General features: G+C 68.0%; 22 protein-coding genes. 9 read left to right on the top strand and 13 right to left on the bottom strand.

The window, feature by feature from the left end:
- Positions 1 to 70: 70 nt before the first annotated feature.
- Both DW307_RS05430 and DW307_RS05425 read right to left on the bottom strand, forming a co-directional pair.
- Positions 71 to 1,522: a glycerol-3-phosphate dehydrogenase/oxidase gene (locus DW307_RS05430; protein WP_136024239.1), complete on the bottom strand. Its 1,452-nt coding sequence runs from the start codon at positions 1,520 to 1,522 to the stop codon at positions 71 to 73.
- Positions 1,519 to 2,097 carry a TetR/AcrR family transcriptional regulator gene (locus DW307_RS05425; protein WP_136024238.1) on the bottom strand — a complete coding sequence of 193 codons (579 nt, stop codon included), beginning with the start codon at positions 2,095 to 2,097 and terminating at the stop codon, positions 1,519 to 1,521. The genes DW307_RS05430 and DW307_RS05425 overlap by 4 nt, the downstream gene beginning before the upstream one ends.
- 20 nt (positions 2,098 to 2,117) lie before the next feature.
- Between DW307_RS05425 and DW307_RS05420 the strand changes: the two genes are divergently transcribed.
- From DW307_RS05420 to DW307_RS05410, 3 genes are read left to right on the top strand one after another with little or no spacing between them, the layout of a single operon-like run.
- Complete coding sequence (locus DW307_RS05420; RefSeq protein ID WP_240750511.1) at positions 2,118 to 3,740, top strand: FAD-binding oxidoreductase; 1,623 nt, start codon at positions 2,118 to 2,120, stop codon at positions 3,738 to 3,740.
- Between the two features lies 1 nt (position 3,741).
- On the top strand, positions 3,742 to 4,647 hold the full coding sequence (locus DW307_RS05415; RefSeq protein ID WP_136024237.1) for a YegS/Rv2252/BmrU family lipid kinase: 906 nt from the start codon (positions 3,742 to 3,744) through the stop codon (positions 4,645 to 4,647).
- The gene (locus DW307_RS05410; RefSeq protein ID WP_136024236.1) at positions 4,640 to 6,271 is read left to right on the top strand and encodes a GMC family oxidoreductase; all 1,632 of its coding nucleotides are present in this window, start codon (positions 4,640 to 4,642) and stop codon (positions 6,269 to 6,271) included. Before DW307_RS05415 ends, DW307_RS05410 begins: the two co-directional genes overlap by 8 nt.
- Here the strand turns inward: DW307_RS05410 and DW307_RS18205 are convergent.
- The 5 genes from DW307_RS18205 to DW307_RS05390 form a co-directional block, all read right to left on the bottom strand.
- Positions 6,256 to 6,435, bottom strand: a complete 180-nt coding sequence (locus DW307_RS18205; RefSeq protein ID WP_205810396.1) for a hypothetical protein — start codon at positions 6,433 to 6,435, stop codon at positions 6,256 to 6,258. The two genes, DW307_RS05410 and DW307_RS18205, sit on opposite strands and share 16 nt — an antisense overlap.
- Before the next feature lie 50 nt (positions 6,436 to 6,485).
- Positions 6,486 to 8,630, bottom strand: coding sequence for a 3-hydroxyacyl-CoA dehydrogenase NAD-binding domain-containing protein (locus DW307_RS05405; protein WP_136024303.1), 2,145 nt, complete (start codon positions 8,628 to 8,630; stop codon positions 6,486 to 6,488).
- An 8-nt stretch (positions 8,631 to 8,638) separates the two neighbouring features.
- On the bottom strand, positions 8,639 to 9,844 hold the full coding sequence (locus tag DW307_RS05400) for a thiolase family protein (RefSeq protein ID WP_021200670.1): 1,206 nt from the start codon (positions 9,842 to 9,844) through the stop codon (positions 8,639 to 8,641).
- Between the two features lie 72 nt (positions 9,845 to 9,916).
- Entirely contained in the window at positions 9,917 to 11,110 is a 1,194-nt protein-coding gene (locus tag DW307_RS05395) for a ribonuclease D (RefSeq protein WP_136024235.1), read from the bottom strand.
- Positions 11,103 to 11,684 carry a DUF3000 domain-containing protein gene (locus tag DW307_RS05390; RefSeq protein ID WP_021200668.1) on the bottom strand — a complete coding sequence of 194 codons (582 nt, stop codon included), beginning with the start codon at positions 11,682 to 11,684 and terminating at the stop codon, positions 11,103 to 11,105. The genes DW307_RS05395 and DW307_RS05390 overlap by 8 nt, the downstream gene beginning before the upstream one ends.
- A gap of 25 nt (positions 11,685 to 11,709) precedes the next feature.
- On the opposite strand from DW307_RS05390, the gene DW307_RS05385 reads away from it, so the two are divergent.
- Positions 11,710 to 12,864 (top strand): alpha/beta hydrolase family protein, encoded by a 1,155-nt coding sequence (locus DW307_RS05385; RefSeq protein WP_136024234.1) that lies wholly within the window; start codon positions 11,710 to 11,712, stop codon positions 12,862 to 12,864.
- Here the strand turns inward: DW307_RS05385 and DW307_RS05380 are convergent.
- A complete protein-coding gene (locus DW307_RS05380; RefSeq protein ID WP_021200666.1) occupies positions 12,848 to 13,279 on the bottom strand; it encodes a SufE family protein in 432 nt (143 codons plus the stop codon). The genes DW307_RS05385 and DW307_RS05380 overlap by 17 nt on opposite strands.
- Before the next feature lie 19 nt (positions 13,280 to 13,298).
- A complete protein-coding gene (locus DW307_RS05375; RefSeq protein ID WP_136024233.1) occupies positions 13,299 to 14,192 on the bottom strand; it encodes a sulfurtransferase in 894 nt (297 codons plus the stop codon).
- Between the two features lie 146 nt (positions 14,193 to 14,338).
- On the opposite strand from DW307_RS05375, the gene zapE reads away from it, so the two are divergent.
- The 3 genes from zapE (at position 14,339) to DW307_RS05360 (ending at position 17,354) form a co-directional block, all read left to right on the top strand.
- Positions 14,339 to 15,376 (top strand): cell division protein ZapE, encoded by a 1,038-nt coding sequence (gene zapE / locus DW307_RS05370; RefSeq protein ID WP_029259286.1) that lies wholly within the window; start codon positions 14,339 to 14,341, stop codon positions 15,374 to 15,376.
- A 134-nt stretch (positions 15,377 to 15,510) separates the two neighbouring features.
- Positions 15,511 to 16,749, top strand: coding sequence for an ammonium transporter (locus tag DW307_RS05365; RefSeq protein WP_021200663.1), 1,239 nt, complete (start codon positions 15,511 to 15,513; stop codon positions 16,747 to 16,749).
- A 20-nt stretch (positions 16,750 to 16,769) separates the two neighbouring features.
- Positions 16,770 to 17,354: a type II toxin-antitoxin system PemK/MazF family toxin gene (locus DW307_RS05360; protein WP_136024232.1), complete on the top strand. Its 585-nt coding sequence runs from the start codon at positions 16,770 to 16,772 to the stop codon at positions 17,352 to 17,354.
- On the opposite strand, the gene DW307_RS05355 is transcribed toward DW307_RS05360, so the two are convergent.
- Positions 17,320 to 18,477 (bottom strand): DUF1611 domain-containing protein, encoded by a 1,158-nt coding sequence (locus tag DW307_RS05355; RefSeq protein ID WP_205810393.1) that lies wholly within the window; start codon positions 18,475 to 18,477, stop codon positions 17,320 to 17,322. The two genes, DW307_RS05360 and DW307_RS05355, sit on opposite strands and share 35 nt — an antisense overlap.
- 277 nt (positions 18,478 to 18,754) lie before the next feature.
- On the opposite strand from DW307_RS05355, the gene DW307_RS05350 reads away from it, so the two are divergent.
- Positions 18,755 to 19,141, top strand: coding sequence for an SPW repeat domain-containing protein (locus DW307_RS05350; RefSeq protein WP_021200660.1), 387 nt, complete (start codon positions 18,755 to 18,757; stop codon positions 19,139 to 19,141).
- 75 nt (positions 19,142 to 19,216) lie between these two features.
- Here the strand turns inward: DW307_RS05350 and DW307_RS05345 are convergent, their stop codons facing one another.
- Entirely contained in the window at positions 19,217 to 19,654 is a 438-nt protein-coding gene (locus tag DW307_RS05345; RefSeq protein ID WP_136024231.1) for a GIY-YIG nuclease family protein, read from the bottom strand.
- Positions 19,655 to 19,744: 90 nt separating this feature from the next.
- Between DW307_RS05345 and DW307_RS05340 the strand changes: the two genes are divergently transcribed.
- Entirely contained in the window at positions 19,745 to 20,917 is a 1,173-nt protein-coding gene (locus DW307_RS05340; protein WP_240750509.1) for a PQQ-dependent sugar dehydrogenase, read from the top strand.
- Between the two features lie 141 nt (positions 20,918 to 21,058).
- On the opposite strand, the gene DW307_RS18250 is transcribed toward DW307_RS05340, so the two are convergent.
- Complete coding sequence (locus tag DW307_RS18250; RefSeq protein ID WP_029259283.1) at positions 21,059 to 21,190, bottom strand: putative transporter small subunit; 132 nt, start codon at positions 21,188 to 21,190, stop codon at positions 21,059 to 21,061.
- The gene (locus tag DW307_RS05335; RefSeq protein ID WP_046398999.1) at positions 21,190 to 22,836 is read right to left on the bottom strand and encodes a sodium:solute symporter family protein; all 1,647 of its coding nucleotides are present in this window, start codon (positions 22,834 to 22,836) and stop codon (positions 21,190 to 21,192) included. Before DW307_RS05335 ends, DW307_RS18250 begins: the two co-directional genes overlap by 1 nt.
- Positions 22,837 to 23,255 lie beyond the last annotated feature (419 nt).

Genomic DNA, 23,255 nt, shown 5'->3' with positions numbered 1-23,255 from the left:
CCGCGGCGCTGTGCGCTGGATACGCACCGCTCAGGATTCGCCGCGGCGGGCCAGGATTCGCCGCGGCGGGTCAGGCGAGGTCGGCGAGAGTGCGGGCGACGACGTCCTCGACGGCCGCGTGGCAGCGTGCGCGATCGGCATCCACGAGTCCGACACGGGTGCGCCTGTCGAGGACGTCGTCGACGGTCATCGCGCCCTCCGTGCGAACGGCGAACTCGACCTCCGCGGCGGTCAAGCCCGTGGCGTCGTCGAGCACGTCATCCGAGGCGGGCACCGACCGATCGACGAGGAGCAACGACGCCGTGCGGCTCGGCCCCGACTGCAGTCCGCGGGTGCGTCCCGCAAGGTCCACGGCATCCTCGGCCATCCGGCGGTAGGTGGTCAGCTTTCCCCCGAGCACCGTGACGAATCCGGCGGTGGATACCGTCACCAGATGCCGGCGAGAGACATCGGCGGTGGAGTCGGTCCCGCTGTCGACCAGCGGACGCAGGCCGGCGAACGCGCCCCGCACCCGATCGCGGCCGAGGGGAGCAGCGATCACGCGATTGAGGTTCTGCAGCAGGAAATCGATCTCCGGCTCCGTCGGTTGGGCGACACGCGGCACGGCACCGGGGGAGTCTTCGTCGGTGAGGCCGACGATCACGCGGCCGAAGGCCTGCGGCAGCGCGAAGACGTAGCGACTGATCGATCCCTCGTGCGGGATGGTGAGCGCGGCCGACGGCGAACCCAGGTCGGCGGCGGCGAGGACGATGTGCGTCCCTCGGCTCGGGCGCACGTGGATCGTCTGATCGAGCGCACCCGCCCAGACGCCGGTCGCGTTGATGACGGCGCGGGCTCTGATGTCGAACCGCTCGCCCGTGGTCGTCTCCTCGACCGATGCGCCGTCTTCCCGCAACACGACCGCGCGGACGCGGGTGAGGATGCGAGCGCCAAGAGATGCCGCCGTGCGGGCGACGGTCGCCACGAGCCGCGCGTCGTCGACCAGCTGGCCGTCGAAGGACAGCATTCCGCCGCGGAGGCCGTGAGGGTCGAGCGCAGGCACCAGGCGGGTGGCGGAGCGCGCGGACACGAGAGCGGGGGCAGGCAGCGTCGTGCGGGTGGTGTGCGCGCGCATGCGGAGCAGATCTCCCAGCCCCATCCCGACGGCGCCCGCAGTGCGCTGGCGGAGCGTGACTCCGCGGGAGAAGGGCAGGAGCTGTCCGAGCGGGCGGATCAGATGCGGGGCGATCGTGGTCATCAGGAGATGCCGCTCGTGTGCGCTCTCTCGCGCGGTCGCGATGTCACCGGTCGCGAGGTAGCGCAGGCCGCCGTGCACGAGCTTCGAGCTGAATCGGCTGGTCCCGAAGGCGAGATCCTCGGCTTCGATCAGCGTCACACGGAGCCCGCGCGAGGCCGCGTCCAGAGCGACACCCACGCCCGTGATGCCGCCCCCGACGACGAGCACGTCGACCGTCTCGTCGGCTGCGCGTGCGAGTTCGATCCTCCGTCGCGCGACGTTGAGCGCGGATGACTCCCGGGTCATGGGCGGAGCAGCCCGTCGAGTGCGGCTCGCAGTTCGCGCTCCCACGCGTTCTCCGAGATGAGGTCTGCCACGGTGCCGTGGGAGAGGACCGCGGACTGTGTGATGAGCAGCAGCATGACCGCGATCTCCTGCGGTGGTCCCGATCTGACCGAGCCGTCGGCCTGTGCGGTGCCGATCGCCGTGGCGAGCCAGTCGAGGATCAAGCGCTGACTCGATCCCACCCGCTGCAGCGTGTAGCGGGTGAAGGCTTCGGGTTCATCGGCGAGCAGACGCCCGTAGAGGGTGTCATTGCGGAAGAGCGTCGTGAAATGGAGGACGTCGTCGACGAGGACCGTCCGGGTGCGCGCTTCCGCGGGGAAGGTGCCCAGGATGCCGTCGACGCGCCGCAGCAGCGCGGCGCGGACGACATCATCGGCATCGCTCCAGTTGCGGTAGATCGTGGGGCGACTGAGATCGGCGCGACGGGCGAGCTCGGCGATGGTGACGCCGTGCACGCCGCGACGCTCGATCAGCGCGTCGGCGGCGTCGAGGATCCGCGTCTGTGTCGCATCCCATTGTGGTTGACGTTCTTCCATGATGTGTCACACTGTAACGCATGGGCCAAGACAGTGGCAGGGTCGATGCGGACCCGTCGATGAGATGGAACGGCTGGGGTGATCCGGCCAAGGCGAAGGACCTGCCCCTGGCGGTGCGCGCGCTGCTGCCGATGCTGCTGGGGCGAGTGCGCAAGCCCGGACCGGCGATCGAGCTCGGGCACGTGCAGCTCGATCCGCCGCGCTTGACCGCTGAGGATCATGCGGCATTCAGCGCCGCGCTCGGCCCGACGAACATCGATGATGCCGCCGAGGCGCGCATCCGCCACGCAGGTGGGCGTTCGACACCCGACCTCCTCCGTCGTCGCGAGGTGCGTCAGGAGGCGCCGGATGCCGTCCTCCGTCCTGCCGATCACGAAGAGGTGCGCGCGTGCCTCGACATCGCGGTCGCGCGAGGGATCGCGGTGATCCCCTTCGGGGGCGGCACGAGCGTCGTCGGAGCGCTGGAGCCCGAGCGGGGCACGCATCATGCGGTCGTGAGCCTCGACCTGCGACGTCTCGGCGGTCTGATCCGGCTGGATGAGTTCAGCGGCGAAGCCCTGTTCGCGGCGGGGACGACGGGGCCGGAGGCGGAAGCATCGCTGTCCGCGCACGGCTTCGAACTCGGCCACTTCCCTCAGAGCTTCCGTTACGCCACGATCGGCGGATTCGCGGCGGCCCGGTCTTCGGGACAGAACTCGGCGGGCAACGGGCGCTTCGACACGATGGTGACCGGGATCAGAGTGGCGACGCCGACCGGCGACATCGAGCTCGGGCGCTCGCCCGGTTCCGCCGCAGGGCCAGACCTGATCAGGGTGTTCCTCGGCTCCGAGGGCATCTTCGGCGTGATCACCGAGGTACGGGTGCGGGTGCATCGGATCCCGCGCGACCGCGTGTTCGAATCCTGGTCCTTCCCCGACTTCACCAGCGGCGCCGAGGGGCTGCGGCGGGTCGCGCAGCAGGGCGACGGCCCCACCGTCATCCGGCTCTCCGACGAAGCGGAGACGGCCGTGAGTCTCGCGCAGGTCGGCAAGATCGGCAGGGCTCTCGCGAAGGGCGCCAGCGTGGTGACCGTGTACGAAGGTGACGGTATCGCCGAGCGGCGTGCCCGCGCCAGTACCCAGCTCGCCGCGGCCGGCGGCGTCTCGGCAGGTGAAGGAGCGGCGGAGGACTGGCTGAAAGGTCGGTTCGACGGCCCCTACCTGCGGGATTCGCTGCTCGACGCCGGTGTCTTCTGCGAGACGCTCGAGACCGCGACCACATGGTCGAACCTGCAAACACTGCGTTCGGCGGTCGACTCTGCGCTCAAAGACGGCTTCGCCGACGCCGGGGCGAAGTCGTACATCATGTGCCACGTCTCCCACATCTACCCGACCGGGGGTTCCCTGTACTTCACCGTGCTCGCCGGCATCCGTTCGGACCCGCTCGGTGTGTGGAATGTCGTGAAGGCGCGTGTCAACGATGCGATCGTCGCGTCGGGGGGGACCATCAGCCATCACCACGCGGTCGGCAGGGATCATGCGCCCTGGCTCCGTGCGGAGATCGGCGAGACGGGCGTCCGTATCCTCCGTGCGATCAAGCGCGAACTCGATCCGTCGGGCATCCTCAACCCGGGTGCCGTGATCCCGATCGAGCGGACGCTCTGACATGGCCGAGCACATCGCCGTGCTCGCGAATCCGTTCTCCGGCAAAGGGCGGGGCGGGCGAGCAGCGGAGGCAGCTGTTCTGCATCTTCGCGATCGTGGAGTCGAGGTGCGGGCCTATGCGGGAGGATCCGCAGAGGACACCGCACGGCTCGCGGTCGCGGCCGTGGCAGACGATCCGCGAGCACTGGTCGTCGTCGGTGGCGATGGCACACTGTCCGGTGTGCTCGACACGGTATGTGCGGCATCGGTCCCCGTGGTCCTGGTCGCGGCCGGGACCGGGAACGACCTCGCCCGCGCTCTCGGACTCCCACGCAGCGACGCATGGGCTGCCGCCGAACTCGCTCTCACGGGCGTGCCCCGGTCGATCGACGTCGGCGTGGTCCGCACCCCGAAGGGCAGCAGGAAATTCCTGACGATCGCGGCGCTGGGTTTCGACGCGAAGGTCAGCGATCGCACCAACCGGCTCCGCTGGCCGCACGGTGCGCCTCGCTATTACCTCGCCCTGCTGATCGAACTCGTGCGGCTGCGTCCCATGGAGTTCACCCTCGCCATCGATGGCGAGCCGCCGAGAAGTGAGCCGGGTACGCTGATCGCGGCCGGCAGCACCTCCAGCTACGGCGGCGGGATGCCGATCTGCGCCGGGGCCCTGCCCGACGACGGGCTCCTCGACATCGTCCGTGTCGCCCCGTTGGGCCGACTGCGCCTGCTGCGTCTCTTCCCCCTGCTGCTCCGCGGGACGCATCTCGCGCGCGACGAGGTGGTGCATCGTCGTGGACGCTCCGTCACGGTGTCGGCTCCCGGCCTGGTGGTCTATGCCGACGGCGAGCGGATCGGCGAGGATGAGTGCACCATCGCGGTGCTGCCGGGTGCGCTCACGATGATGGTGCCGAAGGAGTGCGATGACTGAGTTCGACGAGGATGTCGTGGTCGTGGGTTCCGGATTCGGAGGTTCCGTGGCCGCTCTGCGACTTGCGGAGAAGGGCTACCGCGTCCGCGTCTACGAGGCGGGTCGCCGCTTCGAGGACGATGACTTCGCGAAGACCAACTGGAACGTCCGCCGGTACCTGTGGGCACCAGCGCTCGGCTGCTACGGTGTGCAGCGCATCCACCGACTGCCGCACGTGATGATTCTGGCGGGCGCCGGGGTGGGTGGCGGATCACTCAACTACGCGAACACGCTGTACCAGCCGGGGGCGGCCTTCTTCGCGGACCCCCAGTGGCAGGGCATCGCGGACTGGGAGTCCGAGCTGGCGCCCCACTATGCCACGGCGAAGCGGATGCTCGGCGTCGTGGAGCGCTACCCGCACACGGGTCCGGTGGAGCGGATCATGGCCGGCGCCGCGGACGACCTCGGCGTCGGTGCGACGTTCCGCCACGCGCCCGTCGGGGTCTGGTTCGGGAAGCCGGGGGAGCGCACGCCGGATCCGTTCTTCGGTGGTGAGGGCCCTGATCGCACCGGTTGCACCCTCTGTGGCAACTGCATGGTGGGATGCCGCGTCGGCGCGAAGAACACGCTCATGAAGAACTACCTGCCTCTCGCGGAGCGCCGAGGGGTCGCGATCGAGGCGCTGCGCACGGTCAGCGAGGTGCGAGAGCTCCCCGGAGGCGGGTTCGCGGTGACGACGCAGCGCAGCGGCGCCTGGTTCCGGCGGGCGCGGAGTACCGTGACCGCCCGGCAGGTCGTGCTGGCTGCCGGCACCTGGGGCACGCAGCAGCTGCTGCATCGGATGAAGGAGTCCGGAGCCCTGCCGCATGTCTCGACGTCGATCGGCCGTCTCACGCGCACGAACTCCGAGGCGCTGGACGGCGCGGTCGCCACGAGCGTCCCGGAATCGCTCGAGCTCGCCCGGGGCGTCGCGATCACGACCTCGTTCCACATCGACGATCGCACGCATGTCGAGAACGTCCGCTACGGTCCGGGATCGAACCTGATGGGTGCGCTGGCGACCGTGATCGTCCCCGGCGGACAGCCGCTGGGCGTTCGCCTGCGCCGTCTGGTCGCGCAGGTGCTCCGTTCACCGGTGAGACAGTGGCGGCTCGGGAGCCTCCGCCGATGGAGCGAGCGCGGCATCATCGCGCTGGTGATGCAGACCGCCGACAACTCGCTCACCCTCTCGCTGCGCCGCCGATTCGGCCGCCTCGTGATGACGAGCGCGCAGGGGCACGGGCAGCCGAACCCGAGCCACCTGCCCCAGGCCCACACCGCGGCGGCGGCGATCGCCGCGCGGGTTGAGGCGGACGGCGGAGTGCCTGCGGCTGCGCGCGGATCGTGGCCGGAGGTGTTCGGTATCCCGCTCACGGCGCACTTCCTCGGAGGCGCGGTGATCTCGGCGTCGCCGGCGGAAGGGGTCGTCGACGCATATCACCGGGTCTGGGGGCATCCCGACCTGCACGTCGTCGACGGGGCGGCCGTTCCCGCGAATCCCGGCGTGAACCCCTCGCTCACGATCACCGCGCTGGCCGAACGCGCGTTGTCGTACTGGCCTCGTCGCGGTGACGAAGACCCCAGACCGGCTCAGCCCGCGAGCTGAGTCTCGGCGATCGGGGCCTGCGGCGCAGGGGCATCATGCAGGGCCCACGACCCCGTCCAGTGCCGGCAGTGGGCCACGCCGACGGGGCTCACGCCAGGGAGCGGCAGCGCGATGTGCGGCTCGGAGGTGTGCGTGCTGATGCGGCGGACGACGAAGCGCCCCACCGGATTCGCCAGGAATCCTGTGGAGCGCTTCGCGGGATGGCGTCCGACGATCAGCGGCTCTCGACGCCGCGGATCTGCGGGGTGTGGAACGAGCCGCCGAAGGCCCGCTCCGAGGCTCCCTCACGGTCGAGGTACGGTGAAGCACCACCGTCGATGAACGGCCAGCCGGCGCCGAGGATCAGGCACAGGTCGATGTCCTCGACCTCGGGCACGACGCCCTCGTCGAGCATCAGCTTGATCTCCTGCGCCAGACCGTCCTGCACACGATGGAGGATCGTCGCCGCCGTTGCGGGATTCTTGCCGACGGCGGGCTTCAGAACCTTCTCCGCCTGCTTGCTCCAGCCGACGACGCGCCCGCCCTTGTCCTTCTCCACGACGGTGTCGAGCTCCGCGAGCGCATGGAAATTCTCGTTGGCGTAGAAGCGGTCGGGGAAGGCCTTCACCATCGTGTCCTGCACGTGGGCGGCGACCTTCCAGCCGACGAGGTCGATCAACTGGAACGGGCCCATCGGCAGGCCGAGCGGGCCGAAGGCCTTCTCGACATCGGCGATGGGGGTGCCCTCGTAGACGGCGCGAGCCGCCTCGCCCATGACCTTGGCGAGCAGTCGGTTCACGACGAAGCCGGGGGCGTCGGCGGTGAGGACCGCGTTCTTTCCGAGGTTCTTCGCGACCACGAACGCTGTCGACAGAGCGGCATCGTCCGTCGCCGGTGTCTTCACGATCTCGATCAGCGGCATCACCGCGACAGGGTTGAAGAAGTGGAAGCCGACCAGGCGTTCGGGGTGAGCGAGCTTCGATCCGATCTCCTCGACGGAGAGCGACGACGTGTTGGTCGCGAGGATCGCGTCCTCGGCGATGATCTTCTCGATCTCGCCGAACACCTGCTGCTTGACCCCGACCTCTTCGAACACGGCCTCGATCACGAAGTCGCAGTCCGCGTACAGGCTCTTGTCGGTGGTGCCGGTGACCAGCGCGCGCAGCTTGTTCGCCGAATCGGAGTCCAGGCGTCCCTTCGCTTCGAGCTTGCCGATCTCCTCGTGGATGTAGGCGACGCCCTTGTCGACGCGTGCCTGATCCAGGTCGGTGATGAGCACGGGCACCTGGAGCTTGCGCACGAAGAGCAGTGCGAACTGGCTCGCCATGAGACCGGCGCCGATGATGCCGACCTTGGTGACCTTCTTCGCGAGCGCCTTGTCGGGAGCTCCGACCGGTCGCTTCGCGCGCTTCTGCACGAGGTCGAAGGCGTACATGGATGCAGCGAACTGGTCGCCCGTGACGAGTTCGGCGAGTGCCTCGTCCTCGCGGGCGAAGCCTTCGGCCTTGGTGCCGCCCTTGGCCTTGTCGAGCAGGTCGAGGGCCGCATACGGCGACTTCGGCATGGTGCCGATCTTCGACTCCAGCATCCCGCGCGCCATCTTGATGGCGATCGGCCACTTGGTGAGACGCTCGATCTTGCCGGGCTCGTTCTTGCGCTCGACCTTCTTGCCACCCAGGACGGCATCCGCCCAGGCCAGCGAGTTCTCGAGGTAGTTCGCCGCGGGGAAGATCGCGTCGAAGATGCCCAGGTCGAACGCCTGCTGCGGCTTCAGCATCCGGTTCTGCTTGAGCGGGTTGGAGATGACGACCTCGAGGGCGTTCTCGATGCCGATCAGGTTCGGCAGCAGGTAGGCGCCGCCCCAACCGGGGATGATGCCGAGGAAGACCTCGGGCAGTGCCACCGCCGCAGCAGAGGAGTCGACGGTGCGGTAGCTGGAGTTCAGCGCGATCTCCAGGCCGCCGCCCAGGGCGAGGCCGTTCACGAAGGCGAACGACGGCACGCCGAGGTCGCTGAGCGTGCCGAGGACCTTGTGTCCGAGCTGCGCGATCAGGCGGGCGTTGTCGCGCGATCCGACCTTGCTGATGTCGGACAGATCGGCGCCGGCCGCGAGGATGTACTGCTTGCCGGTGATGCCGACAGCCTGGATCTCGCCGGCCGCGGCTCGCGCCTTGAGGCCGTCGAGCGTCTCGCCCAGCTGCGTCAGCGTCGCGGGACCCAGCGTGTTCGGACGCGTGTGGTCACGGCCGTTGTCGAGCGTGATCAGGGCGAGCACCTTGCCGGACGCGAGACGGATGTCGCGCACCGGCGACTGCGTGATGACCTCGCCCTCGGTGAGTGCCTGGATGGGGGAGAAGTCGATCTCGTCGTAGTTGGTCACGTTCGCGCTCACTTCTTCTTCTTGCCGTCGTAGTGCGGGTTCTCCCAGATGACCGAACCGCCTTGACCGAGACCGACGCACATGGCGGTCAGACCGTAGCGGACGTCGGGACGCTCGGCGAACTGCGCGGCGAGCTGGATCATCAGACGCACACCGGATGCCGCGAGCGGATGGCCCAGCGCGATCGCACCGCCCCACTGGTTGACGCGGGGGTCGTCATCGGCGATGCCGAAGTGGTCGAGCAGGGAGATCACCTGGATGGCGAATGCCTCGTTCAGTTCGAACAGCCCGATGTCGGCGATCGTCAGTCCGGCCTTCTTGAGCGCCTTCTCGGTCGACGGAATCGGTCCGATGCCCATGATCTCCGGCTGCACGCCGGCGAACGCGAACGAGACCATCCGCATCTTCGGCGCGAGTCCGAACTCCTTCACCGCGCCACCTCCGGCGAGCAGCGACATCGTGGCGCCGTCGGTGAGGGGGGAGGATGTGCCGGCTGTGACGCGGCCGTGCGGGCGGAACGGCGTCTTGAGAGCCGCAAGGTCTTCCATCGTGGTCTGCGGGCGACGGCCCTCGTCCTCGGTCGCGAGACCCCAGGCGCCATCGGCACCCTTGGTGGCGACCGACACGAGGTCGGGCTGGATCTTGCCGGCGTCGTACGCCGCCTGCACCTTGTGCTGGCTCAGCATGCCGAACCGGTCGGAGCGCTCCTTGGTCAGGTGCGGGAACCGGTCGAAGATGCGCTCGGCGGTGACACCCATGTTGAGTGCACCGGGGTCGACCATCTTCTCGGCGACGAAGCGCGGGTTCGGATCCGCGTTGCCACCGATCGGGTGATGACCCATGTGCTCGACACCGCCGGCGAGGGCGAAGTCGTACATGCCGACGCCGATCGAGGCTCCCATGGTCGTGACGCTCGTCATGGCGCCGGCGCACATGCGCTCGACCGCGAGGCCGGGCACGGTCTGCGGAAGCCCGGCGAGGATCGCCACCGAGCGTCCGAGCGTCAGCCCCTGGTCGCCGGTCTGGCTCGTCGCGGCGATCGCGACGTCATCGATGCGGTCTGCCGGGACGGCGGCGTTGCGCTCCATCAGGCCGATGGTCGCCTTCACGGCGAGGTCATCTGCGCGGGTGTTCCAGTACATGCCTTTTTCGCCGGCGCGCCCGAAGGGGGTGCGTACTCCATCGACGAAGAAGACGTCCGAGATCTCGGCCACTCTGCCTCCAAGTTAGTGCGTGGCCTCAGTCTATGAAGCCCGCGAAACGGGGAGGAATCGGTTGGGTCGAACCTACGAAGCCGGTGCGGGCGTCGTGTCGGGCGTTTGCGCCGCCTCTACAAAGGCGGCAGCGATCTTCTGTGCGGTCTGTGCAATCTGCCAGGGCCGGGCACCCAGCGCTGCCAACGCATCCGCGATCGCCTCGGGGGTTTCACCGGGCAGGTCCCAGGCCACGCGGCGCAGGTACTCCGGAGTGAGGAGGTTCTCGGTAGGCATACCCAGCTCCTCGGCGACGGCCTCCACGATCGGACGGGCGGCCTTGAGTCGTGCATCCGCTTCGGGATTCCGATCAGCCCACGCGCGAGGGGGAGGAAGAGTGTCGCTCGGAACGCGTTCGCGGGGAAGCTCTTCCGACGCCCTGCCTTCGACGATCGCCTGCCACCAGCGGTCGAGCTGCGTGCGGCTCGCGCGGCCCTGGAACTCCTTGAGGCCGGCCAGCGCCTGTTTCGACTGCGGGTTCGCCAGCACCGCCGCAACCAGGGAGCGGTCGGGCACGAGTCGTCCGGGGGAGACGTCCTGCTCCTGCGCGTACGCTTCGCGTGCCTGCCAGAGGGAACGGGCGACGGCGAGGTTCCGGGCTCCGCGCACCTGGTGCAGGCCGCTGAGGCGGCGCCAAGGATCTTCGCGCGGCGGTTTGGGAGCGCGGGCGAGGGTGGCGGCGAACTCTTCGGCGGCGAATTCGGTCTTGCCCTGCTCTTCGAGCTCGAGAACGAGGACGTCGCGGACGTCGATCAGGTGCAGCACGTCGAGGGCGGCGTACTCGAGCCAGGAATCGGGGAGCGGACGAGTCGACCAATCGGCGGCGGAGTGCTCCTTCTTGAGCATGATGCCCAGCGTGTCCTCGACGACGGCACCGAGGCCGACACGCTCGTGGCCGAGCAGGCGCGAGGCGAGCTCGGTGTCGAAGATTACCGGCGGTTCGAGGTGCAGTTCGCGAAGAGACGGCAGGTCCTGGCTCGCCGCGTGGAGCACCCACTCCACGTCACCGATCGCCTCCTGGAGAGGTGCGAAATCGCCGATCGCCGGCGGGTCGAAGAGGAAGACGCCGGCCTCGCGACGGAACACCTGCACCAGATAGGCGCGCTGCGAATAGCGGAAGCCGGACGCCCGCTCGACATCCACGGCGACGGGTCCGGTACCGGCGGCGAGCACGGCGCAGGCTGCGCGGAACTCCTCGGCATCCGAGATCACGGAGTATTCAGTCACGTACAGCCTTTCGCGCGCCGATCACGGCGATGCCCTCGGAGCCGGGCGGAAGCCCCGCCAGCATTCCGACCAGCTCGGCCCATGCTTCGACGTGCGGTCGGAACGGGCCCTCCGGAGTCCAGGACGCCCGCAATTCTATCTGGGCGCCGTCTCCTTCGACGGCGAGCCCGCCGAATCCCTTCGACAGCGTCTTCGTCGACGTGCCCGATTCCGAGTGATAGACCGCTTGGCGCGAGTCGAGAGCATCGACCAGCCATGACCACGTCACGTCGGCGAGAAGCGGATCGGTGCCGATCTCGGTCTCGAGCGGCGCCTGCGCGAAGATGACGATGCGCCACGAGCCTCCCCAGGCTCCCGGCTCGTCCGGATCGTGCAGCAGGACGAACCGGCCGGTGCCGTACACGGACTCGCCGTCACCCTCCGGACGCACGTCGGCGGCGAGGGCGATGGCAAAAGGCGCGAGGCCCTGTGGCGTGGCGATCTCGCGCACCGTGATGTCATCGCGGAACTCGGTCTCGCGCAGTTCGGCCACGGCGCTCTCGAAAGGCGTCCCGGCCTCGGGGTGTGCGGTCACGGCAACAGGCTAGAGTCAGGAAGCGATGAAGAGTCTCAGGCACGCCGTTACGCTCCTTGTCCCTGCCCTGTTCGCGTTCGGAGCAGCGCTCGCTCTCGTCGTGTTCGCCGTGGCCCGTCGGGTCGTCACGCCCATGCGCCGCGCGACCGACACGGAGATCCTCTCGGTCGACACGGGTGCCCAGACCATCGAGCTGAAGCGCACACCCGACACCGAGCTTCCCGGTCGCTACGGCCTGTTCACGACGGGCACCTACGGCTACGTCAAACTCGGGGCGGTACTCAGCGCCGATGGTTCAGCCGTACGGCGCAAGCTCCTCACCCAGATCGAACCCGGCGCACGTGTCGATCGTGCCGCGGCCTTCAGCGGCTACTACTACTCGTCTCCGAGCGAGCTCCATCTGCGCTGGGAGAACCTGCTGATCGGCTCTCCCGCAGGGCCATGTCCTGCCTGGTACTTCCCGGCGTCGTCGTCGACCTGGGTGATCCAGGTTCACGGACGCGGAGCGACCCGCGCCGAGTGCCTGCGGGCGGTGCCGGTGCTGCACGCCGCGGGGTTGCCGAACCTGGTCGTGTCGTACCGCAACGACGGCGAGGCCCCGCGCACGAGGGCGGGTGCCTACGCCCTCGGAGCCGCGGAGTGGCGTGACGTCGACGCCGCCATCGCCTATGCGCTCCGACACGGCGCCGAGCGGGTGATCCTGATGGGCTGGTCCATGGGGGGCGCCGTATCGCTGCAGGCCGCCGTGACGTCCGGCCACCGGGAGCGCATCGCCGGGATCATCCTCGAGTCTCCCGTGGTCGACTGGCGCACGGTGCTGCGGTTCCAGGCGAAGCTGGCCGGCGTGCGTGCGCCGCTGCCGGAACTCGCGATGGGGGCGCTCCAGATGCCTCTGACCGCGCGCCTGAGCGGAGCGGACGAACCGATCCACTTCGATCGTCTGGACATGGTCGCTCGTGCGGGCGAACTGACCGCGCCGGTGCTGATCCTGCACAGCGACGACGACGGCTTCGTGCCGGCGGATTCATCGCACGCGCTGCAGGAGGCACGTCCGGATCTCGTGACGATGCCGAAGTTCACGGTGGCACGCCACACGAAGCTGTGGAACTACGACCAGACCGGCTGGACGACCGCGATCACGGACTGGCTGGAATCACAGGCTCTCAGCGCTTCTGGCTGACCTGGTTCTTCGCCCGCATCAGCATCCCGGTCATGCCCCCGATGCGCAGAGGGGACACGGCCTTCGTGAGACCGATCGACTGCGGGTAGTCATTGGGAATCGCGAGCACCTCGTCTGCGGTGAGGCCGGTGAGACCCTGCACCAGGATGCTTGCGAACCCGCGAGTCGTCGGAGCTTCGGGCGGGGCTGTCGCGTGCATCGTGACGATGTCATCGTTCACCTCGACATGGATGTACACCGGCGACTGGCACTCCGCGACGCGCTCGTACATCTCCGGGTGGGCCGCGACCTCGTCGGAGACGTCGGGAAGCTCGTCCGAGAACTCGAGCAGCAGCAGGAGGCGATCGGGCTCCGGGGTCTCCAGGAAGCCGTCGCGGATCTCGGCGAGAGTGTCAGGAACGTCGCTTGTGCTCATCCCTGTCATTGTCACATGTTCAGAGTGTGCCGGGCTCGGAACCGGTGACGATGGGCACGCGTACCGCGCTGCCCCACTCTGTCCAGGATCCGTCGTAGTTGCGCACGTTCTCGAAGCCGAGGAGGTGCTTGAGCACGAACCAGGTGTGGCTCGACCGCTCGCCGATCCGGCAGTAGGCGACGACATCATCCCCGTCGCGGAGCCCTGCGACGTCGCGGTAGATCGCGTCGAGCTCCGCACGGCTGCGGAAGCCGCCGTCCTCGGCCACCGCCTTCGCCCACGGCACGCTCTGCGCGGTCGGGATGTGACCGGCGCGGAGGGTTCCCTCCTCGGGATACGCGGGCGCCGTCGTGCGCTCTCCGCTGTACTCCTCTGGGGAGCGCACATCGATCAGCGGGCTGCCGATGTGGGCCAGGACGTCTTCCTTGTATGCACGGATGATCGAGTCGTCGCGCTCGACGACGGGGTACTCCGTGGGCGGCCGGTTCGTTGCCTCACGCGTGAGCTCGCGCCCCTCGGCGATCCACCGATCGCGTCCGCCGTCGAGCAGACGCACGTCTTCGTGGCCGAACAGCGAGAACACCCAGAGGGCGTAGGCGGCCCACCAGTTGTTCTTGTCGCCGTAGATGACGACCGTGTCGTCGCGTGCGATGCCCTTGCGGCTGAGCAGCTCGGCGAAGCCCTCGCCGTCGACGTAGTCGCGCACGACCGGGTCGTTGAGTTCGGTGTGCCAGTCGACCTTCACCGCGCCCGGGATGTGGCCGGTTTCGTAGAGGAGCACGTCTTCGTCGGACTCGACGACCACGAGTCCAGGAGTCCCCAGCCGTTCCGCGAGCCACTCGGTGGTGACGAGCCGGCCGGGTTCGGCGTACTCGGCGAACTTGGGGGAGGAGGAATCGAACTCGATGGCCATGGGATCTCCGAAGCGTTTGAGCGGACGAGGGTGCGGCTGCAGACGGCGTAGTGTTGATCCGTCCCTTCGACGATAGATCCCCGCCGAGCACCCTGCGCCCGATTCGTAAGACTTCGACACAGGTGAGCACCTGATTCAGGACCGTGATGACCGACCCGACCAGCCGCACGGGAATCGTGCACCTCACAGAGCGCCAGCCGACCGTCAGCGGACCCGAGATGCTGGCGAGCCTGGTGCCGCCGCCGCAGTTCGACACCGCGACGTTCGACAGCTATCGCGCCGATCCCGCATATCCCTCGCAGGAGGAGGCGAAGGAGACGCTGATGCGCTTCGCCGGGCGCGGCACCCCCGCGAAGCGCGGAGGGCTGTTCAGCCGGGCGAAGAAGGAGCCCGAGCTGAAGCCCGGCGTCTACCTCGACGGTGGTTTCGGCGTCGGGAAGACGCACCTGCTCGCCTCGATCTATCACGCGATGCCCGCCCGCCGTAAGTACTTCGGCTCGTTCATCGAGTACACCGCCCTGGTCGGCGCACTCGGCTACAAGAACACCGTCGATCTGCTCAAAGGCGCCGACCTGCTGTGCATCGACGAGTTCGAGCTCGACGACCCGGGCGACACGATGGTGATGACCCGCCTTTTGGGGGAGCTCGTGCCGACGGGCACCCGGCTCGCCGCGACCTCGAACACCCCGCCGAACGCGCTCGGCGAGGGGCGATTCGCCGCACAGGACTTCCTGCGCGAGATCCATGCGATGTCCGACAGCTTCCAGACGCTGCGCATCGATGGCGTCGACTTCCGCCAGCGCGCCCTCGACGGACACGCGGTGGTGCTCGACGATGACGCCTACGAGACGGCGATCGAAAGGGCCGGCGCTGCGGGCGCAGCGTCGGACGACCGGTTCGACGACCTGATCCGTCATCTCGCGCAGGTGCACCCCTCGCGCTACATCAGGCTGATCGACGGACTGGGTAGCGTGGGCCTGCGCGGCGTGCGCCAGCTCACTGATCAGTCGGAGGCGCTGCGCTTCGTCGCGTTCGTCGATCGTGTGTACGACGCGCAGATCCCGATCGTGGCCACCGGGCTCGGCCTCGACGCGGTCTTCTCCGACGAGATGCTCGCCGGCGGCTACCGCAAGAAGTACCTCCGCGCCATCTCCCGACTCAATGCCCTGACACATTCTGCGTAAGCCTGCAGGCGCGCGTAACGCGATGTTCACGGGCGGAGCCGCGCTGTAACAGCGGGGAAACAAACCTCACGCATTGACGAAACCGCAGGTCGTCACACTGAAGCTCTCAATTACTTCGGATGTGAGGTTTTCCTATGGATGCTCCCGGCAACATCTCGTGGGCGATCACCGCGACAGCGCTGGTGCTGCTCATGACGCCCGGCGTCGCCTTCTTCTATGGCGGTCTCGTCAAGGCGAAGAGCGTCGTCAGCATGATGATGATGAGCTTCGGCTCCATCGGACTCGTCGCCGTGCTCTGGATTCTCTTCGGTTTCTCGATGAGCGCGGTCGACAGCCCGACCGCCTTCGCTGGCAACCCCTTCGCGGACTTCGGGCTGTCGAGCCTGGCGGCCGGTGAGGGCTCGAACGTCGCGCTCCTGGGGGTGGCCTACGGTGCCACATTCGCGATCATCACGGTCGCGCTGATCTCCGGAGCGATCGCGGATCGTGCGAAGTTCGGCAGCTGGCTCATCTTCGCCGGCATCTTCGCGACCGTCGGCTACTTCCCGGTCGCCGCGTGGGTCTGGGGCGGTGGCTGGATCATGAACCTCGGCACCACGCTCTTCGGCGAGGACAGCGGCATCGGCGTGATCGACTACGCCGGCGGTACCGCCGTGCACATCAACGCGGGCGCCGCGGCTCTGGCACTCGCCCTGGTCCTCGGCAAGCGCATCGGGTTCCAGAAGGGCATCCTGAAGCCGCACAACGTGCCGCTCACGCTCCTCGGGGCCGCCCTGCTGTGGTTCGGCTGGTTCGGTTTCAACGCGGGAGCGGAATGGCTGGCCGAAGACATGGGCGGCGTCGGACTCATCGGTCTGAACACCCTGGGCGCCACGGCGGCCGCCATCCTCGGCTGGATCCTCGTCGAGAAGATCAAGGACGGCAAGCCCACCTCGGTCGGTGCAGCGTCCGGTGCCGTCGCCGGTCTGGTCGCGATCACCCCGGCCTGCGCCAACCTGACGCCGGGTTGGGCTCTGCTTCTCGGCGCACTCGCCGGTGTCGTGTGCGCCCTCGCGATCGAGTTGAAGTTCCGCCTCGGATTCGACGACTCGCTCGACGTGGTCGGCATCCACCTCGTCGGCGGTCTCATCGGAACGCTGTACCTCGGCTTCTTCGCCACCGAGACGGGACTGTTCGTCGGCGGCGACGCCCGCCAGCTCGCCGTACAGCTGATCGCGGCGCTCGGAGTGCTGATCTACTCCTTCATCGTCGCGTTCATCATCGGCTTCGCGATCGAGAAGACCATCGGCTTCCGCGTCACGAACGAAGACGAGATCGCCGGTGTCGACCAGGTCGTGCACGGCGAGGAGGGCTACGCACTCGCAGACGCGTGATCAGCGGTTAGGGTGACCGTGTGAGCAAGACCAACGGCATCCTGGCAACACTCGCGGAGATCCTGCTCAAGGCAGTGGGCTCCGGCCGGGCGTCTCGGACATCAGATCCGAGACGCCCGGACGCGCGTCTACGGACCCCGCAGGAGCGCCCGACGCCCGCGGGTGGCGGTACCGACCCGGGACGGGCGCGCGGCACCGACACCGTCCGCATCGATCCGGATCGGATCACGCGCCTGCAGGTCGGCTACGCACCGCAGCGGGACGGCGCACCGGACGCGGGAGAGATCGTCTGGACCTGGGTTCCCTACGAGGAGAACGACGGTCGCGGGAAGGATCGTCCCGTGCTCGTCATCGGACGGGAGTCCGCAGAGCGCGTGTACGCGGTGCGGATGACGAGCAAGCCCCATGACGGTGACCGCGACTATCTGTCGATCGGTACGGGCGACTGGGACTCTCAGGGTCGAGAGTCCTGGGTGGATGTCGAGCAGCTGTACAGCGTGCACGAGCGCGGGCTGCGGCGAGAGGCCGCCGTTCTCGATCGGGGGCGCTATGACCGGGTCGGAGCGGCTCTCACGCGGCGCTACGGGTGGTCCGTCGCGGGCTGAGCGTCGGGAACGCCTGCAGCACCATCTCCACGAGCTCCGCCAGCGGTCGGGTCAGCGGGTCGGTGGCGGGGAGTCCGGTGTCGAGCTCGATCTCGTCGATGGCGGCGGCGAGCTGCTCCGCCGTGAGGTTCTCATGGTTCACCGTGACGCCGATGACCTTCGTGTCGGCGAAAGCCTCGATCAGGGCGATCTCACTCGTGACCGTCGGCATCGCGACCATCGGGAAGTCGCCCAGGACCGTCCGGCCCGGGGCGTGCTGCACGATGACCCCCGCAGGCTGACTGCCGCGGAGGATGTGCGCCGAGGTGATGTATGCGGGGTGGCTGAGCGCGCCCTGGCCCTCCACGATGATGACGTCCGGGTCTTCGCCTTCGAACGCCGCGACCACCTGGTTCTCGACCTCACCCGAGCAGAACTGGGGCACGAGGGCGTCGAGCGCGACGCCGTAGCGGCCGCCCTGGATGATCGTGGTCTGTCCGGTGCCGACCATCACGGCGTGGACGCCACGATCGTTGAGGGCCTTCACGAGGATCGTCGCGGTGGTGCGCTTGCCGATCGCGCCGTCGGTCCCGAGGATGGTGATCCGCGGACAGGTCACGTCGAAGATGCGGCCGGAGAACAGATGGAGATCCTTCTTGTCCCGGGGGCGACGGATATCGGTGATCGTGACCTGGGCGAGAAGGGCAGCCGCGACGAACTCGGCATCGTCGGTGAGGAACTCGTGCAGGCCGTTGATGATGTGCATCCCGCGGGCGATGCCGTCCAGCAGCACGGTGCGCTGGTCGGCGGAGAGCAGCCCATCAGCCGGTGCGACACCGCAGATCAGGTAGTCCGGCACGTGACCTGCATGAGCGATCGCCGTCGGGAGTCCGTCGAGGATCGGGATGTCGTTCGCGAGACCGTCCAGGAGCACCCCGGCGTCCGCACCCGCGTGGGTGCTGTCGATGACGCTGAGGATCTCGTACTTCTCCGAGTGTCGGACCAGACCGTTCGCAGTCTTGCCGTCCTGCTCGCCGAACTGGCCCTCGCAATACACGATGGCCGTGGTGCCGACGGGGAGGGCGATGGGCGCCGCCCAGGCGTGCGCAGGGTCGAGAAAAGAGGGGACTGACGGGGTGGGCATGATGCTCCTCGGGCTCACACAGAGGAGGCGACGGAGAACGAAATGACCCAGGAGGCCCGTTGGTCGACGAGAAGTCTTCCCTGATGCCGGCGAGATACCGGCATGCTCAACGTAGCAGGGCTGCCTGGGACCGGGCCGCGAGTGCGCCGTCGAGAGACTCGAGTCGAGCTCCCCGGCCCGCAGGTCGATCGTCCTCCGAGGCGGGGAGGCAATCCGATCCGTGGCGGGCTTCGAACAAGTGGTGAGTCGCGGAAGCGGCGCCACACAAGGAGGAATCATGCGTTTCATCCCCACCAAGGTCCACGGAATTCTCGACTACATCGTCGGCGTCGCGTTGATCGCCGCTCCCTGGCTGTTCGGCTTCGCGAACGTGGGCGGAGCGGCGGTCATCATCCCGATCGTCCTCGGTGTCGGGCTGATCGTGTACAGCCTCTTCACGAAGTACGAATGGGGCCCCTTCGGTTTCATCCCGATGCCCGTCCACCTGGTGTTCGACATCGTCGCCAGCCTCTTCCTCGCCCTCTCGCCGTGGATCTTCGGGTTCGCGGGCGAGGCGCTGAACGTCTGGCTCCCGCACGTCGTCGTCGGCGTCGCCGTGATCGTCGTGGTGCTGTTCTCGCAGCCGCAGCCGGCGACCACCAGGGGGCATGCGGCCACGGCCTGATCCCCGCAGAGACGCGGTGCCGGGCGACTGGACTTCCCGAAGCGGTCGCCCGGCATCGTCATGTCCTGGCGCAGGTCACGAGGCATCGAGACCGCGGAGCGCGTTGCTCAGCCATCGCCCGTAGAGCAGCCACGGCTCACCCTCGCGGCGGAGGGCGTCGACGTGCGTCCGCAGATCGTCCGTCAACGTGAACCACTCTCCGCCTTCGCGGTCCGAGGCGAACTCGCGGTGTCGCTGCTGCTCGACCGGGCGTCCGCCTCGCTCGAAGGCGAGGAGCTCGTCGTGTCGGATGCTCGCCAGCCGTTGTCGCGGTCGTCGGCTCGTGCCGATCTTCACCCGACGGTCGAAACGGATGTAGTAGACGATGTCGATACGGGGGAGCGGGAGATCGGCGTCGGGGACGTCCCCGTAACGCCATCCGCAGGAGGCGCAGCGCCAGGAGTCGTCACCGCGGGCACCGACCGTTCCTCCGCAGAGGGTGCACGGGCCCGGGAGAGCTTGTTCCTTCGACACCGTGGCAGGCTACGCGCCCCCTCGGACACCTGCCTCTTCTGCGGTGCGCGCCGCTCGCCTACTCTCGAACGGAGGATGAAGGGATCGGCGATGACGACGACGCGGAGGGCGCAGAGGACGCCGGCCGATCCGCGTGTCGCCGCGGTCGCTCGCGGGGCGGGCGCTCTCGTCTCGACTGCTCTCGTCTCGACTGCTCTCATCGCGATCGCTCTCATCGCGATCGCTCTCGCCGCGTGCGCTCCTACGTCCCCCGCCTCGTCCTCTCCCGCGCCGCTCGCACCCTCGCCGTCCGCCGGATCGGGAAGCATCGTTCCGGGGCGCGCGTCCACGGTCGTGGCTGGACTGGAGGCCCCATGGTCCATCGCCTTCTTCGGGAGTACGGCGCTGATCAGCGAACGGGACACCGCCCGCATCGTCGAGGTTTCCGGCGACGGGAGGCTTCGCGAGCTCGGGATGATCGACGGCGTCGCGCCTCGAGGAGAGGGGGGACTGCTCGGTATCGCGCTGCGGGACGATTGGCTGTACGCGTACTCGACGGCTGTCGGCGAGAACAGGGTGCAGCGCTTCGCGTTGTCGGGGGCGCCGGGTTCGTTCGAGCTCGGCGAATCCGAGACGATCCTCTCCGGGATCCCCGCCGCCGGGAATCACAACGGCGGACGCATCGCGTTCGGCCCCGACGACATGCTCTACGTGACGGTCGGCGACGCGGGCGACCGTGAGGGGGCTCAGGATCGGGACTCGCTGGCCGGGAAGATCCTCCGCATCACACCGGACGGGGACGTGCCGGAGGACAACCCCTTCCCGGGATCACCCGTCTACAGCCTGGGCCACCGCAATCCTCAGGGCCTGGCGTGGGACGACGAAGGCACGCTCTACGCGAGCGAGTTCGGCCAGGACACCTGGGACGAACTGAACGTGATCGAGGCCGGTGGGAACTACGGGTGGCCGACGGTCGAGGGCATCGCGGATCGTGACGGGTTCGTCGATCCGGTCCAGCAGTGGTCGCCGGACACCGCCAGTCCGAGCGGCATCACGATCGCGTCGGGATCGATCTTCATCGCGAATCTCCGTGGAGAGCGGCTCAGGGAGGTGCCGCTCTCCGACGTGCGCACCGCCGGAGAATACTTCGTCGAATCGCTCGGGAGGCTTCGCGACGTCGTGGTCGCGCCAGACGGGGCACTCTGGGTTCTCACGAACAACACGGACGGGCGGGGCGATCCCCGCGAGGGCGACGACCGAGTCCTGCGTATTCCGATCGAGTAGCGCCACGGAGGGCGGCGACGCGCGACGACGGGCGGCATCGAGACAATCCTCTTCGTCCGAGCGGGAGAGGTGCAGGCGCGGGGGCAGTGCGCCGATGGCTCCGCACACGCCTTGTCGACATCTGTGCGGAGCCATCGATGATCAGATGATGTCGCGCCCTTCGCGTTTCGCCTCCTTGGCGTCCTTCACGAAAGCCCGAATCACGACGGTGAGCACCCCGACGACGATGATCGGCCACACCAGTACGTACGCGGTCAACAGAATGGTCTCCATCAGGCGTCCTTCCCGGCGAGCGTGGCGTCGCCCTTCACATCGGCGCTTCGTGTGATATCCCCGGTGTCGAAGCTGCCGGTGCGCTCCTTGATCAGGTCGAAGTCGAATCTCCGCGTCCTGTTCATCATCGTGAGGGCGACGCAGACCAACGTGCTCACCGCGTATGCGACCAGCGACCCCGACAACACCGGGTACTGGTGCAGGAAGCCGATCGCGAACGGCGCCGACACCAGCGTGGCCAGCGTCCCGACCACAAGCGCCACCCGCAGACCGAAGAAGCCGAACGACATCAGGGCCAGGACCACCCCGATCCCGACGACGGAGAGGACGTCACTCGCGAGACCCCAGCCCCCCGACAGTGAGATCCACTCGAAACGCACGGGCAGGAACGCGGCGAGCGCGGCGATCACGGCGATGCTGAACGCGGAGTTCGTCACGCGGTCCCAGTAGAAGCTCGCGATGACCGGGAACACGAGCGCTCCCCACAGTGCACCGACGAACACCAGCAGGTCGAGGATGTTGAACTGCATCGATGCGAAGCCGAGTGCCGCGGCGGTTGCGCCGATCATGGTGAGTCTGCCGATGAGCAGCATCGTCTTCGGGTTGGCGTTCTTCTTGCCCGCGATGTTCTGCCCGTAGATGTCAGCCATCATGATCGACGAGAGAGCCGTCATGTCGGCATCCGCGGTCGACGACAACGAGCCGATGATCATGACGAAGAACACGCAGATCAGCAGCGGGGGCAGGTATGTCGACGCCATCTGCGGGATCAGATTGTTGACGTCGCCGTCCATCGGCTGGATCCCTGCGTACAGGGCGAGCACTCCCAGCATGCCGATCCCGATGATAGACGCGCCGTACCCGAATGTCGCGGTGACGAATGTCTTCTTGATCAGGTCCTCTCGCACGGCGAACAGTCGTTGCGCGATGGTCTGGTTGCCGATCGCGTAGGCGAGCACCGCGGCGATGTAGGGAGCGCCCTGGTTGAAGAACGCGTCGGAAGAGAAGAAGTCGCCCTGCTGCGGGGTGAGGTTCGCTGCGCCGGTGACGAACAGCTCGGGGCCACCCGCGGCGAAGAAGATCACCGGAACGATGATCGCGACGGCCCCCAGCATGGCGATGACCTGCGCGAAGTCGGTGAGCACCGACGCCCTGAAGCCCGACCACAGCGTGTAGGCGAGCACGCCGATCGCGATGGCGACGATGCCCTGTGTGAAGGTGAACGGCGACAGCATCGAGACGAGCGCGCCCCCGGCGATCAGATTCGACGTGAGGCTGATCAGGCTGCCGAGCACATTGGAGCCGGCGAGCATGAGCTGACTCGAACGTCCGTGGCGGGCGAACATGACCTCGGCGATGGTGTGCGCGTGGGGTGCGACCGTGCGGATGCGGCGCCCGAACGGATAGATGAGGAGAATCATCAGTGCACCCCAGAGGCCGTAGTGAATGGGGCCGGAGATGCCGTAGGTGTATCCGGATGTCGCGGAGGCGTACATCGAGGATGCCCAGATCCAGGTAGCGGTCATCGAGGCGGCGGAGATGCCGAACCCGATCTTGCCGCCACCGGTCATGTATCCGTCGGCGTTCTCCTTTCTGCGGGAGATGCGGATGGACATGTAGAGGCTGCCGCCGAAGAACAGCAGCATGAGCAGGATCACGACCGGTCCTGACAGTGTGTGGAAGTCTTCCACCGGGTACTCGCTTTCTCGTCTTGGTGCGGCGATGCCGCCTGTCGATGGAGAAGGAGTCCCGCTAAGTGGGGGAGTAATGCGTCGTCTGGTGTTGAGGGTTCTGCGGGGAGTGGAGAAGGGTCGGCATGGCGAGAACGAACCTGGACCACTGAGGCGCATCACAGCACACAGACGAGTAGCCCGGGGTGCGGCTCCTTTCGAGGACGTCCGTTTCCGGGCGCACCGAACAGCGGTGCATCCTCGAACGGGATTCGGTGATCGCGTGGTCGCCGGTCGGCGTCTGACGCGTGAGATCGCGGCAGAGCCACGACCATCGCTCAGGGGGTGAGAGCGTCTCTCGACCATAGCAAGTTCCCAGGAACGCCGCCGGGGGG

Source organism: Microbacterium sp. K27 (genome assembly GCF_004794435.1).
GTDB classification, from domain to species: Bacteria; Actinomycetota; Actinomycetes; order Actinomycetales; family Microbacteriaceae; genus Microbacterium; species Microbacterium maritypicum_A.
This window is presented reverse-complemented; position numbering and strand designations above follow the sequence as displayed.